Raw genomic sequence first — 16,776 nt, 5'->3', positions numbered from 1 at the left:
TTTGTTTAAACATTATCCGTTAAAAACCTGTAATATAAGCTGCTTTCCAAATGCTCCTTGGCCTTGTTTAAAAGCTGTTGTACCTCCTCTACCGAAATATTCTTGATTCCGGCGATTTCACGTATACCAAACCTTTGTTCCGCATAAAGTTGGTAAATGGACTGCATCTTTTCTGACATATGGTAAAGTACCAAATCAATATGCTTGGCAATGGTGTCCCTTTCCTGTTGTCGATCAAGTTTTGCCATGAGGTCTTTTTTGTCCTCGTCAAGAAAAATATTCTTGAGCAAATAATCACGCCCATGGTAGGAGATATCATCCAATTCTTCCAACATCACATAGTCACCATCACCATCCGTACTGAACTTTTCCTCCATTGATTTCCATTCCAACTTTGAATACGTATCAATGTTCTCAAAGAAAACCTCGTCGAACTCCTCTTCCTCGATCACTTCATCCAAAAGCATATCCGCCTTTTTAAAAAGCCATGGATTTAGGTCCCATTTATTGGTCACCTCATCAAAATGCTCAAACGCTTCCAAAAAGAGCTGATCGATAAAATCATCAATCTTGTATTTTCCTTTGGGGAGCATTCCTTTTCCCAAGGCGGTATTGAACCTTTTTGTCATATAGCTTCTCACTTCGGGCAAAATGGCAATAAGAAGGTTGCCAAAGGCACGCGTGTCACCTTGCTGTTTCAGTTGTCTCAATTCCGAAAAAGCTTCTGCCACCCTTTCCTGAAAGGGAAGCTCTTGCCAATTATCTACTTTAATCTTTTCCATAGTACATGAGATTATTATTATCAACAACTAAATATCCGTAATGTACTTATTACTTCAAATGACCTAAATCATTGGCCTTATTGGCAGCGAACAGCCTCCATTACTTTAACAGCAGGCCATCCCGTTCCATCTGTTTTATTATGCGTTCTACATAATCATCGACTGTGATGGTTATACTTGTTGGGTCCATAATATCAAAAGAGCCTACCCAGACCAAAGTTTGATTTTCCTCCCCAAGGAGGTCATATACTGCGGTTTCTACATGATAGACCTTATATTGGGAATAATATCCTGGAGTATGGTACACATCCTGATATAAATACCAATATCGCCCAAAACGATACCAACCATATCTTATATCATAATAATCGGAACGATAATCCACTTTATCGTCCACTCCTTTAATGGCCGTTATGGCCACCGCATCAAAACCTTGCTCTATTATTTCATCCGTCATTTCTTGTATTTCCTCCTCCGACCTTTTGGTATCCGAAAATGATTCATCAATGATTTCGGTACTCTCAAATGCATTTATGCCTTTCCTGATGAATGCCAATCGCAACTCTTCCTCAAAGATTTTCCTGGCCGTCAGGTTATCGGTAATACCAATGACCAACAGCTTTTTGGGGCTGAATACAGTAACTTCGTTATTCTTCCAGCTATCAACAAATCGAGTGCTTGAGCATGAGGCCAGCAACAGGACCAAGCACCATGCAACTATTTTTCTCATAACATCTATTTTTATCTAAATGCAAGTTATGGTGCCTACTGTGAATTGAAAATGATGCCGGTCAACCTCCATCAAATTAAACGATAATAGCTTAAATATTTTTTGATGTAAAAGGTATCAGATTGGTGATATGGGTATATTTTCTTGCCAGCCATACTCCATTGAAAAATGATGTGCTTTGGTATCCCCTTTAAGTTTGTCCCGCAGGTTTTTACAAGATGCTTTCAATCCGCTATATTTAGGTTAAAATAAACGGATATGAAGATTCTTTCCTGGAACGTAAACGGGATTAGGGCCATTATGAAAAAAGATTTCATAAAGAATATCGAGCAACTGGACCCGGATATCATCTGTATTCAAGAGACCAAGGCGCAAGATCAAGAAACGGAAAAGGAACTGTCCGTTTTAACTGGTTATACACTGTACTCCAACTCGGCCCTTAAAAAGGGATATTCAGGTACCGCGATTCTGAGTAAAAAAAATCCCTTGACCTTCCATAACGATATGGGAAATCCTGAGCACGATTACGAGGGAAGGGTGCAATGTGCCGAATACGATCAATGCTACCTTGTTAATGTCTATGTCCCAAATTCGGGACAAAAACTGGACCGGTTGGACTATCGTAAGACCTGGGATATGGATTTTCTAAACTACCTAAAAGAATTGGAAGCCACGAAACCGGTAATAGTCTGTGGTGATTTTAATGTAGCACACCAGGCCATGGACTTAAAGAACGACAAGGCCAATTACAACAAGACAGCAGGCTACACGCAAATTGAAATCGATGGTATGGACAATTTTCTCAATGCTGGATTTGTGGATGTTTTTCGTAAGCGGCACCCAGATAAAGTGGCCTATACCTATTGGAGTTATCGCTTTAAGGCGCGGGAACGGAATATCGGTTGGCGCATAGACTATTTTTTGGTCAGCTCTACATTGTTACCCAAGATAACAGCTATCAACATATTATCCGAGATCCTTGGCTCCGATCATTGTCCTATACTTTTGGAAATCGATGTATGATTCAAGTATGCTATTTGCAAAATGGCCACGGCCAACTGTAAGAAAGTATTTTTAATTTTTCCTTTTCAACATGGACACCACAATCCATAGCCCGATTAAAAATGATGCCGTAAAGCCGATAAGCCCCAGCAAGGGAACCCCAAAAATCTTTGGTGGCATATTGGCAAGTACCAAAATAGCAGAACCTATAGACAATGCAGAAATGATTAGGGCCAATACCAGGCGATCCATGGCTTTTTTCATTTCTGGCAATCCCTTTATTTGATGTGAAACCTTAAGGTTCCCATCTTTGACTTGCTGAAGTAGACCCAAAACTTCACCAGGAATATCCGTCAAGGTTTCCGATAGCTCGCCAATATTTTTAAAGCCCTCCCGAATTCTATGTAATGGTGACATTCTTCTCTTGATAATTCTTTTCGCATAAGGCTCCAGAGTATCATAAAAATTTAAATCAGAATCCAATTTTCTTCCAATCCCATCAATCTGAACCAGTCCTTTCATTAACAAATAGACATACTCCGGAAATACAAGGACATTCTTTCGGAAAATTGATTTTAACTCACCTATGATACTTGAAATATTAATTTTACCAATGGAATCTTGATCGATTATTTCAAAAATCCGATAAATATCACGTTGAAGCTCCCTTTCGTTACCGATAGACCTATGCAAGGTCATTTTCTTGAGGGTGGTAATGATTCCTTTGGCATTCCGCTGGACCAGATAACGAACAAAATCTTCCAAATGTTCCTTATCCGACGGCATTAGAGTGCCCATATTTCCAAAGTCTATAAAAGCGAGCTTTCCCTCATTCGTTACCAAGATATTTCCTGGATGTGGGTCTGCATGAAAATAACCATGCTCCAACACCTGTTTCATGTAAAGATCAAATCCGATTTGAGCCACGGTCTTTGGATCTGCTCCTAATTGTGCAAGACCCTCAATATCCGTAACACTTATGCCATCGACGAACTCCATACAGAGTATATTGTTGTTGGAAAGCTCGTTGAAAACTTTATGGCAATAAATCCTTGGGTCTTCTGCGAAATTTCTGGAAAAACGATCAATATTCTCGCGTTCGTGCATAAAGGATAGTTCAAGATGAATCGATCTTTCAAAAATCGACACCATTTGAACTGGGTTGAATTTCTTGATCTCTTCATTTTGATCCTCCAAAATCTTGGCCACATCTTTCATGATCAAAAGGTCTGCTTCAATAATTTGGGCAATCCGCTCCCTTTTTATTTTTAAGGCAACTTTGGTCCCATCTATCAGCTCCGCCTTAAATACCTGCGCGATGGACGCCGATGCAAAAGGATGTTCTTCGATCCAGGAAAAATGTTCTTCCTGGATTATACCAAGTTCCTCCTCTATTTTCTTTCTTACATCAAGTGCTTGTGGCCCTACATTGCTCTGTAGTTTTTTTAGCTCTGTAGTGAGTTCTTTTGGCAATAAATCTTCCCTATCACTGAACAACTGTCCCAATTTCACATAAGTGGGCCCCAACTCTTCCAATGCCATTCTGATACGCTCATATACCGAATACGAAAGATGTCTCTCTATTTTCTCATTCTTTTTAAGAAGCTTTTGTGGAATCCATTTTTTAATGCTTTGACTTGCCAATATATTTTCAAAGCCATATTTGGTAAAAACCGAGGTTACCTTCAAAAACCGGTTTAGTTTTGTAGTATTCCTATTCATTGTACTGCTTTTTGCCTCTGGGTTCCATCCCTTGCCATTATGAAGGGTAAGACAGAACTAACAAGTCACCTCGCCTTATGCGATGTCTCCTTCCCCTTTGTTCATTTCAAAGTTAAATCCTTCCCGACAGGCTCAGTATGACCAAAATCATCTCGATGACCAAATGTGCAGCGCTTCCCGATCAATATTCAATGAGGCTATAAGCAGAAAAGCCTTGCTATTATCAAACCTATATCACAATATGATGGTAATCATTCCTTTTGTGCATCAATATTTCCAAATTTGAGAATGAAAAAGGGGAAAGGCTGGGGAAAACCCTAAAAAACAACGAGCAAAACCGTATGAAGATGAAAGCAAAATATTTAATTCCGCTAGTTCTACTTGGCATGTGGAACTGCAAGCAACAGGATAAAAAGAGTACTCCTGACCCAATTTCGATAGAAATTGAAAAACCACGCAAACAATCTCAAGAAATGGAAAGTATAGCACAATACTTAGGTATTTCACCTTCAGATTCGGTCAATATTGAGAATCGGATTCATTGCTGGGCCATTGATGAAAATAAAAACGTTGCAAACGTGGATTTTTCCAACGCGATCAGTTTATTTAAAAAAATTTCTAAAACAGGAAAAAGTGATGTTTACCCCATTTTTGGAACTAAAACAGGTAAAGAAGTTCTAATCATCATGTCCAACCAGGGTTTTGGAGGTAACATCCGGGGTGTTTTTCTAATAGATAAAAGCAATTTGGAAATTAAAAAAGTTGAGTTTGACCATGTAGCGGAATCGGAAGGATATGGTGCGGCTATTACATTATCAACCTTTGAAAGTCAATTTGAGGGCACCAAGGTAAATTTTTCGACGAATACCTATGGATTAAAACAAAATGGTAAGATTATAATACCTGGAAGCAAGCTAGTCGATGGAATTTCAGGTGCCACCATTACCTCAAGGCTAACTGTGGAAATGATAAACGACAACCTTAAAAAATACAAGGTGTTTTTTGAGTGAAAAGATGTTTGCCCTCGAAGGTAGTTAAGAATAAGATAATCCTTTCATATTCAACAAGAAAGTCATGACCCGATTAGACCCTAAACTCTGAACCCCACTATTGACAGGAAGTCTGGAGGTATTGATTAAAAAAAGGATACCTTATAGGACATCCCCGTGTGATTTTTAATCCTTCTGAAATTAAAAGTAGACAATTATTTTTCAAATGATTTCAATTAATATTAAGCTACCTATTTAATCTTATAATGGCATCTAAAATAATATAGAACTATATTGGACTTGTAGATCCTGTTTAAGTTACCAGGGTATTACTTATATAACTTTCTAATACCAAATGAATTATATATAAAACAAAAAATAGGTGATTTAAGTCGAGTTATCAGATACCAATCCCTTATGATCCAAAATGGGCCCGATAATCATCTTTATAAGATTCCATTGTAACATTTTTGATTTTGTACAGTCTCCATTGCAAACACCAAAAAATGAAAAGATCATAAAGCAAATGAGAAAACTCCTTTTCATTATCAGCATATTTCCGCTGATTATCCAAAACTCCATGGCAAGGGACATTCAATCCGGTTTTGTGGTTACCGCCATCGCCAAAAACGTGTATAGCATCGTTTCACCGTCTATAGGATTGCCCACCCCCGATAATAAGGGCTGGAATTCGAATGTCCATTTTGTTGTCACCCAAACGGGTGTGCTCCTATTTGATACCGGTTCATCGGAAAAGATAGGCAACAACATCAAAAAAGCCATTAAAACGGTTACCGACCTTCCTGTCCGTTGGGTGGTCAATTCGCACAGTCATGCAGATCATTGGTTGGGCAATGCGGCATTTGCCGATACCGTAGTTGAAATCATTGCAAGTGAACAAGCTGTTGCAACCATGAGAAAATATGGTCAAGAGGATGTTGAGTTTTATGCCAAGGTAACCAATGGCACAATCGGGACCACGCAACTCAAGTATCCCCACCTATTATTAAATCAAGGACAAAAACGTAATTTCGGAGGGGTGGATGTTGAATTTATTTTCAGTAATGGGGCGCATTCACCCGGGGATATTTTAATCTGGTTGCCTGAACAAAAAATTATATTCGGGGGAGATGTAGTGAGTTCCGATTGGATGCCCATGATTACCGATCACGGCAATGTTCCAAACTTGATTGATACACTTCATAAAATTGCAAATCTAAGCCCAAGTATAGTCTTAGCGGGACACGGTAAAGCAACGACTGCAAAGGCAATAATCAGGGATACGGAATTATTATCGACTGTTTGGAAGCAGGTTTCTACGGACCATAAAAATGGTATGAAATCCAATCAAACATTATTGCGTGTCAAGGCTGATCTGGCGCCAAAATACAAAGCCCTTTATCAAGATTTTGAAACTGAGATTGAACGGTATGTCAAACTGATGTATCGTTTGCAGCAATAACGTCTTTCAAAAAACAAAGAGCAAAACAACGGTCCATACCGATTTTAAAAAATCAACAAATGAACAAAAACCTTATTGTATTACTTTTTTTATGCATGGGCATTGGCCAGATCAAGTCCCAGGATACCGAATCCATTATGTTGGGTACAAAACATATGCTCCACTCCAATATCTTGAATGAGGACAGAGGGTATTGGATCAGCCTGCCAGATTCTTACAATGATGACCAATCATCCCACAAACGCTATCCAGTACTCATGGTTCTCGATGGGAACATACATTTTAAAAGTATAACTGGGGTTGTAAATTATCTGAGTTCGGATGCGTACCGAAGTTGGAAAATTCCGGAAATGATCGTGGTAGGTATCACGAATGTAGATCGTAGAAGGGACTATACCCCCGATAAAGTCATTACTGTAAGAGAGAACAATTCAGGGGGAGGTAAAAAATTTCTGAGCTTTTTGGAAGACGAACTGATTCCTGAATTGGACAGCCATTATAGAACCGCCCCTTACCGAATTCTTTTTGGACATTCCTTAAGTGCTTTATTGACCACCCATGCCTATATGAAGGAAAAATCCCTTTTTAGCGCTTTTATTGCAGTGGATCCCAGTTTTGGCACATGGGATGCGGAAACCATGGATAAAAAGTTGGAAGCTGTTACCGATCGATCTTTTAAAAGGTACTTTTATCTGGCCACAGCGAACTGGGGAAAGAGAAATATCAGAAACCGTGATCGTCATGTAAGATTATTTGAAGGGCTTAATAGCAAATGTGAAGGTGTCTTTCCTGCCAAAATGGAATATTTTGAAAATGAAAACCATGCTTCCGTGCCACCAATAGCTTTTTACAATGGCATCTCCAACATATTCGAAGGTTATGGAATATCTTATCGGGAGGTGAAGAGCAAGGAACAATTGATTCAGCATTTTCAGTCGATTTCCAGACGACTTTCTTGGAACTTTAGGCCACCGGAACAACTGGTCAATCGAATTGGTTATAGCTTGCTTCGAAGTCGGAATAGTCATGATAAACCCACGGCCTTGTCATACTTTATCCTGAATACGGAGAATTTCCCCAACTCATTTAATGCTTTTGATAGTCTGGGCGAAGCCTATGAAGCTCTTGGAGATAAGAAAAAGGCCATCGACAACTATGAAAAATCCCTTGAACTGAATCCAAAGAACGAACATGCCTTGATGAAATTATCGGAACTGAAAAGCTGATGAACATGGTTGCCGATAGGCTTCCTTGACATCTTGAAAAATCTGAACAAGGCAAGACACATAACTGGATATTAAATCCATAAAGGCCGTATTAAAACCCCAGTAAAAAAAAGATGACAGACCAAAAACAAAGTCAACCTATGGAGACACATAAAAAATTTGTCAAAATGGCAATTGAAACCGCTCGTGTTTCAAAAAGAAAGGTAATTTACCTTTTGGCTGTATTCTGGTCTCCGGGAATGGTCAAGTACTCTTAAAAGGTAAAAACACCATTACCACCGATATAGATTGTTTGGCCCATGCTGAAATTAATTTGATCAGGGCAGCAAGCAAAAAATATGATCATTGCATTTTGAACAATTGTACGATCTATACCAGTGATGAGCCTTGTCCCATGTGCACATCTGCCATTTACTGGAGCGGCATAGGTAGAATTGTCTATGGATTGAGCAAAAAAACATATTACCAAATTGTAGGTAGAAATGACCCCAATTGGGTTTTTGAACTTCCTGTTAGGGATGTATTGGCAAATGGAGGAAGAAAGGTAGACGTTATTGGGCCACTTTTAGAAGAAGAGGCTTCCATACTTCATAAGCTATAACGCAAATCAGATTTGTTGACACCTCTGGGATTTGTCCGTCCAAACCAGGAAATAATAACGATTACAATGGAAAGACAGCTTTCAAACATACTGACCCGATTAGAACCTAACCACTGAATCCCAATATTGACGGGAGGTCTGTGGTTTTGATAAAAATAGGACACCCTATAGGACATCCCCGTGTGAGTTTTGGACTTTCAATTATAAAACTAGTGAATTACAAGTAAATGGTTATAATATTTATTTTACTTGATTACCAAAATAAAAAACAACATTATGCCCAACTAATTATTCGGGACAATCAAACCTATAATTAAATTGGAAAGTATTCTTCAACATCCCCTTTCCCCTCTATCAGATCCAATATAGTTGTTCTTTCAAGAACTTGTATGAATTTGGTTTTATTTGCCCCTACAAGTTTATGCAGTACACAGGGATTGTTCATGTCGCATTTACGAATGCCCATGACACAGGAATTCACTCTTTTTTCACCATCAATGACCTTTACAATATCCATCAAAGTATGTTTTCGGTCTTTCTCACTCAAATAGAATCCTCCCCCTGGCCCTCTAGTAGATGATATGATATTGTGACGAGACAATTCTTGTAACAGTTTGGCCAAATAAGCCTCTGGAACATGAACAATCTCAAAAATATCCCTTACCAAGACCTTATGGTGGGCATTGGAGTTCAACGCTAAATAAAGCACTCCTTTAATGGCATATTTGGAAGAATTGGAAAGCATGGTGAAAAATATAAAACAAAGATTAAAAGATATTTTTATCCTTTTTATGACCAATATCATGTTATAGGTCTTTTACCCTACATACTTTTGGTACCAAATTTTAACGCTTTATCACATGAAGACAATACTAAAAGGAATAGCATTACTCTTTGCTCTTACCATGATAAGCTGCGGAGGAAAGGACAAAGAAAAAAAAGAAGAGGGCTTCAGCGTACAACGTAAAAAAGCACCAACAGAAAAACCCGTTGAAACCAACACAGCCAGTAAAGTAAAAGCTTCTGAACGTGTTGATTTGACCACAAAAGGAGTCGGTCCTATCAAATCAATTGAATTGCCCGGTGAAATTGACCAAGAGATGGCTGCAAATGGTAAAGAAGTCTATGATCAATTATGCTTGGCCTGCCACAGGGTCGGAAAAAAATTCATAGGACCTGCACCCAACGGTGTACTGGAACGAAGAACCCCAGAGTGGGTAATGAACATGATATTGAATCCACAGGAAATGGTACAACAAGACCCGCTGGCCAAAGACTTGCTACAAGAGTTCAATGGTTCCCCCATGTCCAACCAAGGACTTACAGAAGAGCAGGCTAGAGCAATACTCGAATACTTTAGAACCTTAAAATAAGCCATATGAAATCATCCATTAAACTTAGTATGATGGGGCTATTCTCACTACTGACAATCATCAGTAGCTGTAAAAATGGTCCTCAAAACGAAACAAAGGACTTGAATCAAAATGAATCCACTGTTGCCTCAGAATATACAAAGGGACAGGCCTTTATTGAAGATGACGAGTCCACACCCAACGTTTTGCAGATAGCATTGCAATCCGAAGACCACACAACGCTTGTTGCTGCTGTACAAGCTGCACAATTGGAAAATGTTTTGGTCAACGCAGGGCCTTTAATGGTGTTTGCCCCCACCAATGATGCATTTAGTGCACTGCCCGAAGGAACCGTAGAAGATCTTTTAAAACCGGAAAACAAAGATGCTTTGGCCAACATCCTCAAGTACCACGTAACCCCAGGCAATTATTCCAAAGACTTTTTGAAAAATTTCAAAAAATTGGGACAGGCCAATGACCAAAATGTCCTGGTTGAAGTCAAGGGCGATGATGTCTTTGTCGGGGGTGCCAAAATAATAGGTAGTGTGAAAGCAGGAAACGGTATTGTCCATGTCGTGGACAAGGTCATTCTACCTCCTACCCAATGATCAATACAACAACCATAAAAACAAATAAATCCTAAAACAATGAAAATTAACAACCATTTGATAGTGACCATGGGAGCGGCCCTAATGCTGGTTTCCTGTGGCCAACAGAACCAAAGTTCGAACGGGGCCCTGTCATCCAGCGCTGCCGAAAAAGTATATGTCGCCCCTGGGGAGCAAGATGAGTTTTACGCTTTTCTATCTGGGGGATACAGTGGTAACCTAACAGTATATGGATTGCCATCTGGTAGAATGTTCAAGGAGATTCCTGTGTTCTCGCAATTCCCAACTTCGGGTTACGGCTATTCAGAAGAAACCAAACCGATGCTCAACACATCCCATGGGTTTGTGCCTTGGGATGATGCCCACCACCCGGACATATCCCAGACCAATGGGGAGTTGGATGGTCGTTGGATATTCATCAACGGTAACAATACACCTAGAATTGCCCGTATCAATTTAAGCACTTTTGAAACCGAAGAAATCATAGAGGTACCCAACAGTGCAGGTAACCATAGCTCTTCTTTCATCACAGAAAACACGGAATACGTAGTGGCCGGTACCCGTTTCTCTGTTCCTATTCCACAAAGGGACATGCCCATAAATGAATATAAAAGCAACTTTAAAGGATCATTGTCCTTTATCAGTGTAGACCCAGAACATGGTCACATGGATTTAAAATTCCAACTGTTGATGCCCGGTTTCAACTATGACCTATCGCACCCTGGTAGGGGAAAATCCCACGGTTGGTTCTTTTTTACCACCTACAATACGGAGGAAGCTCACACTTTACAAGAGGTGAACGCCTCACAAAACGACAAGGACTTTATTGCCGCTGTCAATTGGAAGAAAATCGAAGAATACGTTAATAATGGAGGAGGCACCAAAATGCCGGCCAATTATGCACACAATCTTTATGATGAAGGCACACATACGGCCACAACTACCATGAACAAAGAAGTATTGACGGTAGATCCGTTAAAAGTTCCTGGAGCAGTATACTTCTTGCCAACTCCAAAATCACCACATGGATGTGATGTAGATCCAACTGGACAATACATCATTGGAAACGGTAAACTGTCAGCAGATTTGACCGTACACTCCTTTGATAAAATGATCGCTGCCATTGAGGGTGAAAAATTTGATGGGGAAGCCTATGGAATCCCGATTTTGAAGTTTGAGGATGTATTGGCCGGACAGGTAAAAAGTGGAGGTCTCGGCCCATTGCACACCGAGTTTGATGGAAATGGCAATGCCTATACCACCTTCTTCATCTCTTCCGAAGTAGTCAAATGGAAATTGGGCACCTGGGAGGTCATCGATAGAAAACCAACCTACTACTCGGTCGGTCACTTGATGATTCCCGGAGGGAACTCAAGAAAACCATTTGGCAAGTACGTGGTGGCCATGAACAAGATCACCAAGGACCGTTATTTGCCCACAGGTCCGGAAATGGAACACTCTGCACAGATATATGACATCTCCGGGGATAAAATGGAATTGATCTATGATTTCCCCACCCATGGCGAACCCCATTATGCAGCTGGAATACCCGCTGAAATATTGGCGCCAAAGTCACAGAAAATTTACCGATTGGATGAAAACAAGCACCCCTATGCCGTCAAAACCCCAACAGATGCCAAGGTGGTACGGGATGGAAATGAGGTACATATCTATATGTCCACCATCAGGAGCCACTTTACCCCCGACAACATAGAAGGGGTCAAGGTCGGAGACAAGGTATACTTTCACATAACCAATCACGAACAGGATTTCGATGTACCGCACGGTTTTGCCATGATTGGCCAGAACACTTCCGAGCTTCTTGTCATGCCAGGCCAGACCAAAACTTCGGTCTGGGAGCCCAAGCAAGTCGGTGTATGGCCATTCTACTGTACGGATTTCTGTTCTGCCCTGCACCAAGAAATGCAAGGGTATGTTAGGGTTTCCCCGGCCAATTCAAACATAGCATTGAAATGGTCCCTTGGTGAATAGTTCGGATTGATTCACCGAGGAACAAAGCGGGCTGTGTCCATGACCTGCCCGCTTTCTTTTACAAATTGAAAAACAACCATCGACCAAAAAACCACACTCAGTTTGTAACGCTTAAATAGAAAAAAATGAAAAAGGCTAGTTTACTAATGATCATTGGCCCTCTCTTCTTATTGGGATTATATGTTTTTCCTCTCTGGAATATCATGCTGGGAGCTCCACAATATCCAGACCCCCTGGGTTTGAATATCCATATCAACGGTTTAAAAGGTGTGAATGAATTTGATATTCAGAACATTGATGGCCTAAACCATTATATTGGCATGCACACGCTCCCAAAACCAGAAGATATGTGGGAGTTCGGTACCTTTCCCATGATCATTGGGTTCATGGTCGCCTTGGGGGTATTGATTGGATTGTTGGGATACCTCAATAAAATAAGTTACAAATGGTTTCTCGGATGGTTTGTTCTGATGTCCGTTTTGGGCATTTTGGGCATGTACGATTTCAATGAATGGTTGGTGGACTATGGGACCAATTTAGACCCCAATGCCATTATGAAATTGACCAATCCCGACGGAACTCCGATGACTTATAAACCCCCGTTATTGGGACATGTGAAAATGCTGAATTTTGATGTGACCTCCATGCCTTCTACTGGCGGATGGTTAATGTTCATTGGGATGATGCTCACATTGACCGCAGGCTTTATGGGATGGCAGAAAACCAAAAAACAATAAAATATCCGCTATGAGACCATTTGTTATTATACTTCTTGCTATTCTTGGTTTAAACATAGGGTGCTCCGTCAGCCCAAAACCCATTGATTATGGTCATGTAGGCTGCCACTATTGCAGTATGACCATTGTGGATAAACAACATGCTGCACAGCTGGTGACCAAAAAGGGCAAGGTTTACAATTTTGATGCCGTGGAATGTATGATGAACCAATTAAAAGATTGGGATGAATCCACTATGGGCCTCTTCCTGGTCAATGATTTTGAAAGCCCGGGGGAACTAGTGGATGCTAAAAAGGCCACCTATTTGATCAGCGAGAACATTCCCAGCCCGATGGGGGCATTTCTAAGTGCATTTTCTGAAAAAGAAGCGGCCCAACATACATTGGAAGCCAATGATGGTGAACTCCTTACCTGGTCAGAATTAAAAGAACAATATAACCAATAAAAAATGTAAATCCATGTATATGATAGATATTGACAATACCATTGCCCAACAACCTTTTAATGGTTTACAGATTGAACAGCTGGTAAAAAACACCTCTTTGGAAATATTGAGCATCAGCTTGGCAAAGAATACAATCTTTCCAAAACATACATCCCCAAAAGATGCCCATTTGATTGTATTGGAGGGATCCATCGATTTTTATATTGAAAACCAATGTATTAATTTGAAGGCACAACAGCATTTTAGTTTTTCCAAGAACGTGGAACATTGGGTCAGGGCAAAAAAAGATGCCAAATTTTTGATAATCCGGTAAAAAAAGAAAGTTGGTTCTTTCCTTTTTTCAGGATACCCATGTGTACGTTAATTAGATAAACATCATGACATTTTACCATCCACACTGCAAATATATCCTAGCAATGTTTATGCTATTCTTGGGGCACTTGGTCTGGGCAAGGACATGGACGGTTTGCCCGACTTGTGAGCATAGTTCCATAAAACAGACCATTCAAGAGGCCAATGCCCATGATACCCTCTTGATCCAAAAAGGTACCTATAGGGAATTTGAAATTTTGGTCGACAAACCCTTGATATTAAAAGGTATGGAGTATCCCATCATTGATGGCGAAAAAAAAGGGGAAATCTTCAGAATTACATCAGATAACGTAACCTTGGACGGTTTGTTCATTATCAATGTCGGGGTTAGTTATACCAAGGACAACGCTGCCATACGAGTAGTACAGAGTAAAAATTTCAGTATCCAGAATATGGTATTGGAACAGTTGTTCTTTGGTATCTACTTAGAGAAATCATCACATGGCAAAGTGTACCACAATAGAATTATTGGAGATGCAGTGGACGAATATAATTCAGGCAATGGCATACAGCTTTGGTATTCCACGGATGTAGAAGTGCGCAAAAACCATGTACAAGGTACTCGAGATGGTATCTATTTGGAATTTTCAGATCGAATTACCATTACCGATAATGTAAGTATGGACAATCTTCGATACGGACTTCATTTCATGTTTTCAAACCATGATATCTATACCAACAATACTTTTGAGAACAATGGTGCCGGGGTTGCAGTCATGTTCTCAAAGTTTATAACCATGAAAAACAACACTTTTCGAAAAAATTGGGGGACGGCGGCTTATGGCATGTTATTGAAAGAAATCAATGATGCGGAAATAAGCGACAATACTTTTGAGGAAAATACCATTGGAATCAATGTCGAGGGATCCAACCGAATAAAGTACATCGATAACGACTTTATAGGGAACGGCTGGGCCATTCGTGTGGTAGGAGCCTGTTACACCAATAGTTTCAAAGGCAATAATTTCCTCTATAATTCCTTTGACATTTCATACAACAGCAAGTTGAACGATAATGTGTTCGAGGGTAATTTTTGGAGCAGTTATACGGGTTATGACCTAGACAAGGATGGTGTTGGGGATGTCCCTTATCGACCTGTAAAGTTATTTTCCTATGTCGTGAACCGTACCCCCGAGACCATTGTGCTGTTGCGGAGCCTATTCATGGATATCATTGATTTTTCAGAAAGGGTCTCCCCTGTTTTCACCCCTGATAACCTAAAAGATGCCCAACCTCTAATGAAAATACGGCCATGACCATAGAAATCAACAATCTACATAAGCAATTCGGCAAAAACCAGGTATTGAAAGGTGTGGACCTGACCATCGACCAAGGACAGATTTATGCCATACTTGGGCCCAATGGTTCGGGAAAGACCACCTTGATCAAGAGTATTCTAGGGATGGTAATTCCCGATGAAGGTTTAATCTCCGTATTGGATACGCCAATTAAAAAAAATTGGAAGTATCGCAAAAAAATCGATTACCTCCCCCAAATTGCCAATTTTCCTCCCAACATCAAGGTCAAGGAATTGATTCATATGATCAAGGACCTTAGGAACAGCCCCAGTTGCGAGGATGAACTGATAGCCCTATTTGGCTTGGAACCATTTCTGAATAAAAAGCTGTCCACCTTATCTGGAGGCACCAAACAAAAGGTGAACATTGTACTGACCTTTATGTTCGACACTCCCTTGATTATTCTTGATGAGCCCACCACGGGGTTAGACCCCAAGGCCTTGATCAGTTTAAAGGACTTGATCCGTAAAGAAAAAGCAAAAGGAAAGACCATTTTGATCACTTCGCATATTATGCAAATTGTGGAGGAAATGGCCGACGAAATCCTCTATCTCTTGGAAGGTGAGATATACTTTAAAGGAAGCATCAAGGAACTTCTGAAAAGAACCGAACAAACCAATTTTGAACATGCCATTGCGGCCATTACAACAACAGGAAGCCATGCTTAAAATTTTAAAATATAGTTTTTACGACCTTATCCGCAGCCGCTGGAGCTACGTTTATTTCTTGTTTTATCTAGCACTTGGCTTTGTACTGTTGTTCCTGAACAATGATGTTTCCAAGGCCGTAATTACCCTAATGAATGTGATTATTGTGCTGATTCCGTTGATAGGTACCATCTTTGGGGTGATGTACTATTACAATTCCCGTGAATTTACCGAACTTCTATTGGCACAGCCCATTAAACGAACCTCCATATTTATGGGGCAGTATTTTGGTGTGGCCGGTTCATTGACACTGAGTTTGGTTTTGGGCCTGGGCATCCCTTTTCTTTTATATGGCCTAATGAGGAGCAACGCTATTTTTGATTTCTCGCTCTTACTGGTCACTGGGGCTTTTTTGACGTTCATCTTCGTGGGGCTTTCCTTTGTGATAGCCATTTCCAACGAAAACAAGATCAAGGGTTTTGGATATGCTGTTTTGTTGTGGCTTTTCTTGGCCGTAGTCTATGATGGACTTTTCTTGATGTCCCTTATCATGTTCGAGGAATACCCATTGGATACTTTCTCTTTGGTGGCCACTTCACTGAACCCCATAGATCTTTCCCGAATATTGATATTGCTAAAATTGGACATCTCCGCATTATTGGGGTATACAGGGGCCATCTTCAAAAAATTCTTTGGAACCGATATGGGTTTCTTGGTCTCCATGGCCATCTTATTGGCATGGACGGTATTGCCCATCCTTGGATTGCGATACAAAGCAAGAAGGAAAGATTTCTAACAACATCATAAGAAG

17 protein-coding genes and 1 pseudogene are annotated in these 16,776 nt (G+C 40.2%); 14 read left to right on the top strand and 4 right to left on the bottom strand.

Features of this window, described 5'->3' with window-relative positions:
• Positions 1–5: 5 nt before the first annotated feature.
• The gene (locus J0654_RS01500; protein WP_207025975.1) at positions 6–782 is read right to left on the bottom strand and encodes a sigma-70 family RNA polymerase sigma factor; all 777 of its coding nucleotides are present in this window, start codon (positions 780–782) and stop codon (positions 6–8) included.
• Positions 783–882: 100 nt separating this feature from the next.
• On the bottom strand, positions 883–1,512 hold the full coding sequence (locus J0654_RS01495) for a hypothetical protein (RefSeq protein ID WP_207025973.1): 630 nt from the start codon (positions 1,510–1,512) through the stop codon (positions 883–885).
• A gap of 258 nt (positions 1,513–1,770) precedes the next feature.
• On the opposite strand from J0654_RS01495, the gene J0654_RS01490 reads away from it, so the two are divergent.
• On the top strand, positions 1,771–2,535 hold the full coding sequence (locus J0654_RS01490) for an exodeoxyribonuclease III (RefSeq protein ID WP_207025970.1): 765 nt from the start codon (positions 1,771–1,773) through the stop codon (positions 2,533–2,535).
• 51 nt (positions 2,536–2,586) lie between these two features.
• Here the strand turns inward: J0654_RS01490 and J0654_RS01485 are convergent, their stop codons facing one another.
• Entirely contained in the window at positions 2,587–4,236 is a 1,650-nt protein-coding gene (locus tag J0654_RS01485; RefSeq protein WP_207025968.1) for an ABC1 kinase family protein, read from the bottom strand.
• 347 nt (positions 4,237–4,583) lie between these two features.
• Between J0654_RS01485 and J0654_RS01480 the strand changes: the two genes are divergently transcribed.
• The 4 genes and pseudogenes from J0654_RS01480 to J0654_RS01465 form a co-directional block, all read left to right on the top strand.
• On the top strand, positions 4,584–5,246 hold the full coding sequence (locus J0654_RS01480) for an FMN-binding protein (RefSeq protein ID WP_207025966.1): 663 nt from the start codon (positions 4,584–4,586) through the stop codon (positions 5,244–5,246).
• Positions 5,247–5,751: 505 nt separating this feature from the next.
• Positions 5,752–6,687 carry an MBL fold metallo-hydrolase gene (locus tag J0654_RS01475; RefSeq protein WP_207025964.1) on the top strand — a complete coding sequence of 312 codons (936 nt, stop codon included), beginning with the start codon at positions 5,752–5,754 and terminating at the stop codon, positions 6,685–6,687.
• Positions 6,688–6,746: 59 nt separating this feature from the next.
• A complete protein-coding gene (locus tag J0654_RS01470) occupies positions 6,747–7,913 on the top strand; it encodes an alpha/beta hydrolase-fold protein (protein WP_207025962.1) in 1,167 nt (388 codons plus the stop codon).
• 208 nt (positions 7,914–8,121) lie between these two features.
• Positions 8,122–8,514, top strand: a pseudogene (locus tag J0654_RS01465) (nucleoside deaminase); the annotation flags it as partial.
• A gap of 313 nt (positions 8,515–8,827) precedes the next feature.
• On the opposite strand, the gene J0654_RS01460 reads toward J0654_RS01465, so the two are convergent.
• Positions 8,828–9,259 carry an RrF2 family transcriptional regulator gene (locus J0654_RS01460; protein ID WP_207025956.1) on the bottom strand — a complete coding sequence of 144 codons (432 nt, stop codon included), beginning with the start codon at positions 9,257–9,259 and terminating at the stop codon, positions 8,828–8,830.
• A gap of 115 nt (positions 9,260–9,374) precedes the next feature.
• Between J0654_RS01460 and J0654_RS01455 the strand changes: the two genes are divergently transcribed.
• From J0654_RS01455 to J0654_RS01415, 9 genes are all read left to right on the top strand, one after another.
• The gene (locus J0654_RS01455; RefSeq protein WP_207025954.1) at positions 9,375–9,887 is read left to right on the top strand and encodes a c-type cytochrome; all 513 of its coding nucleotides are present in this window, start codon (positions 9,375–9,377) and stop codon (positions 9,885–9,887) included.
• 5 nt (positions 9,888–9,892) lie between these two features.
• On the top strand, positions 9,893–10,474 hold the full coding sequence (locus tag J0654_RS01450) for a fasciclin domain-containing protein (RefSeq protein WP_207025952.1): 582 nt from the start codon (positions 9,893–9,895) through the stop codon (positions 10,472–10,474).
• Positions 10,475–10,513: 39 nt separating this feature from the next.
• Positions 10,514–12,466 carry a Sec-dependent nitrous-oxide reductase gene (gene nosZ / locus J0654_RS01445; protein ID WP_207025951.1) on the top strand — a complete coding sequence of 651 codons (1,953 nt, stop codon included), beginning with the start codon at positions 10,514–10,516 and terminating at the stop codon, positions 12,464–12,466.
• Between the two features lie 125 nt (positions 12,467–12,591).
• Positions 12,592–13,203 carry a hypothetical protein gene (locus J0654_RS01440; protein WP_207025948.1) on the top strand — a complete coding sequence of 204 codons (612 nt, stop codon included), beginning with the start codon at positions 12,592–12,594 and terminating at the stop codon, positions 13,201–13,203.
• A 10-nt stretch (positions 13,204–13,213) separates the two neighbouring features.
• Positions 13,214–13,648, top strand: a complete 435-nt coding sequence (locus J0654_RS01435; RefSeq protein ID WP_207025947.1) for a nitrous oxide reductase accessory protein NosL — start codon at positions 13,214–13,216, stop codon at positions 13,646–13,648.
• Positions 13,649–13,667: 19 nt separating this feature from the next.
• Positions 13,668–13,961 carry a cupin domain-containing protein gene (locus J0654_RS01430; RefSeq protein WP_207025944.1) on the top strand — a complete coding sequence of 98 codons (294 nt, stop codon included), beginning with the start codon at positions 13,668–13,670 and terminating at the stop codon, positions 13,959–13,961.
• Between the two features lie 103 nt (positions 13,962–14,064).
• Positions 14,065–15,276: a nitrous oxide reductase family maturation protein NosD gene (locus J0654_RS01425; protein ID WP_417948417.1), complete on the top strand. Its 1,212-nt coding sequence runs from the start codon at positions 14,065–14,067 to the stop codon at positions 15,274–15,276.
• Positions 15,273–15,986 carry an ABC transporter ATP-binding protein gene (locus J0654_RS01420; RefSeq protein ID WP_207025942.1) on the top strand — a complete coding sequence of 238 codons (714 nt, stop codon included), beginning with the start codon at positions 15,273–15,275 and terminating at the stop codon, positions 15,984–15,986. The genes J0654_RS01425 and J0654_RS01420 overlap by 4 nt, the downstream gene beginning before the upstream one ends.
• Entirely contained in the window at positions 15,979–16,761 is a 783-nt protein-coding gene (locus J0654_RS01415) for an ABC transporter permease (RefSeq protein ID WP_207025937.1), read from the top strand. Before J0654_RS01420 ends, J0654_RS01415 begins: the two co-directional genes overlap by 8 nt.
• Positions 16,762–16,776 lie beyond the last annotated feature (15 nt).

The sequence above is a fragment of the Flagellimonas profundi genome (assembly GCF_017313275.1).
GTDB lineage: Bacteria > Bacteroidota > Bacteroidia > Flavobacteriales > Flavobacteriaceae > Flagellimonas > Flagellimonas profundi.
Note: the sequence above shows the minus strand (reverse complement) of the source record. Positions and strands in the feature narration are given on the sequence as shown.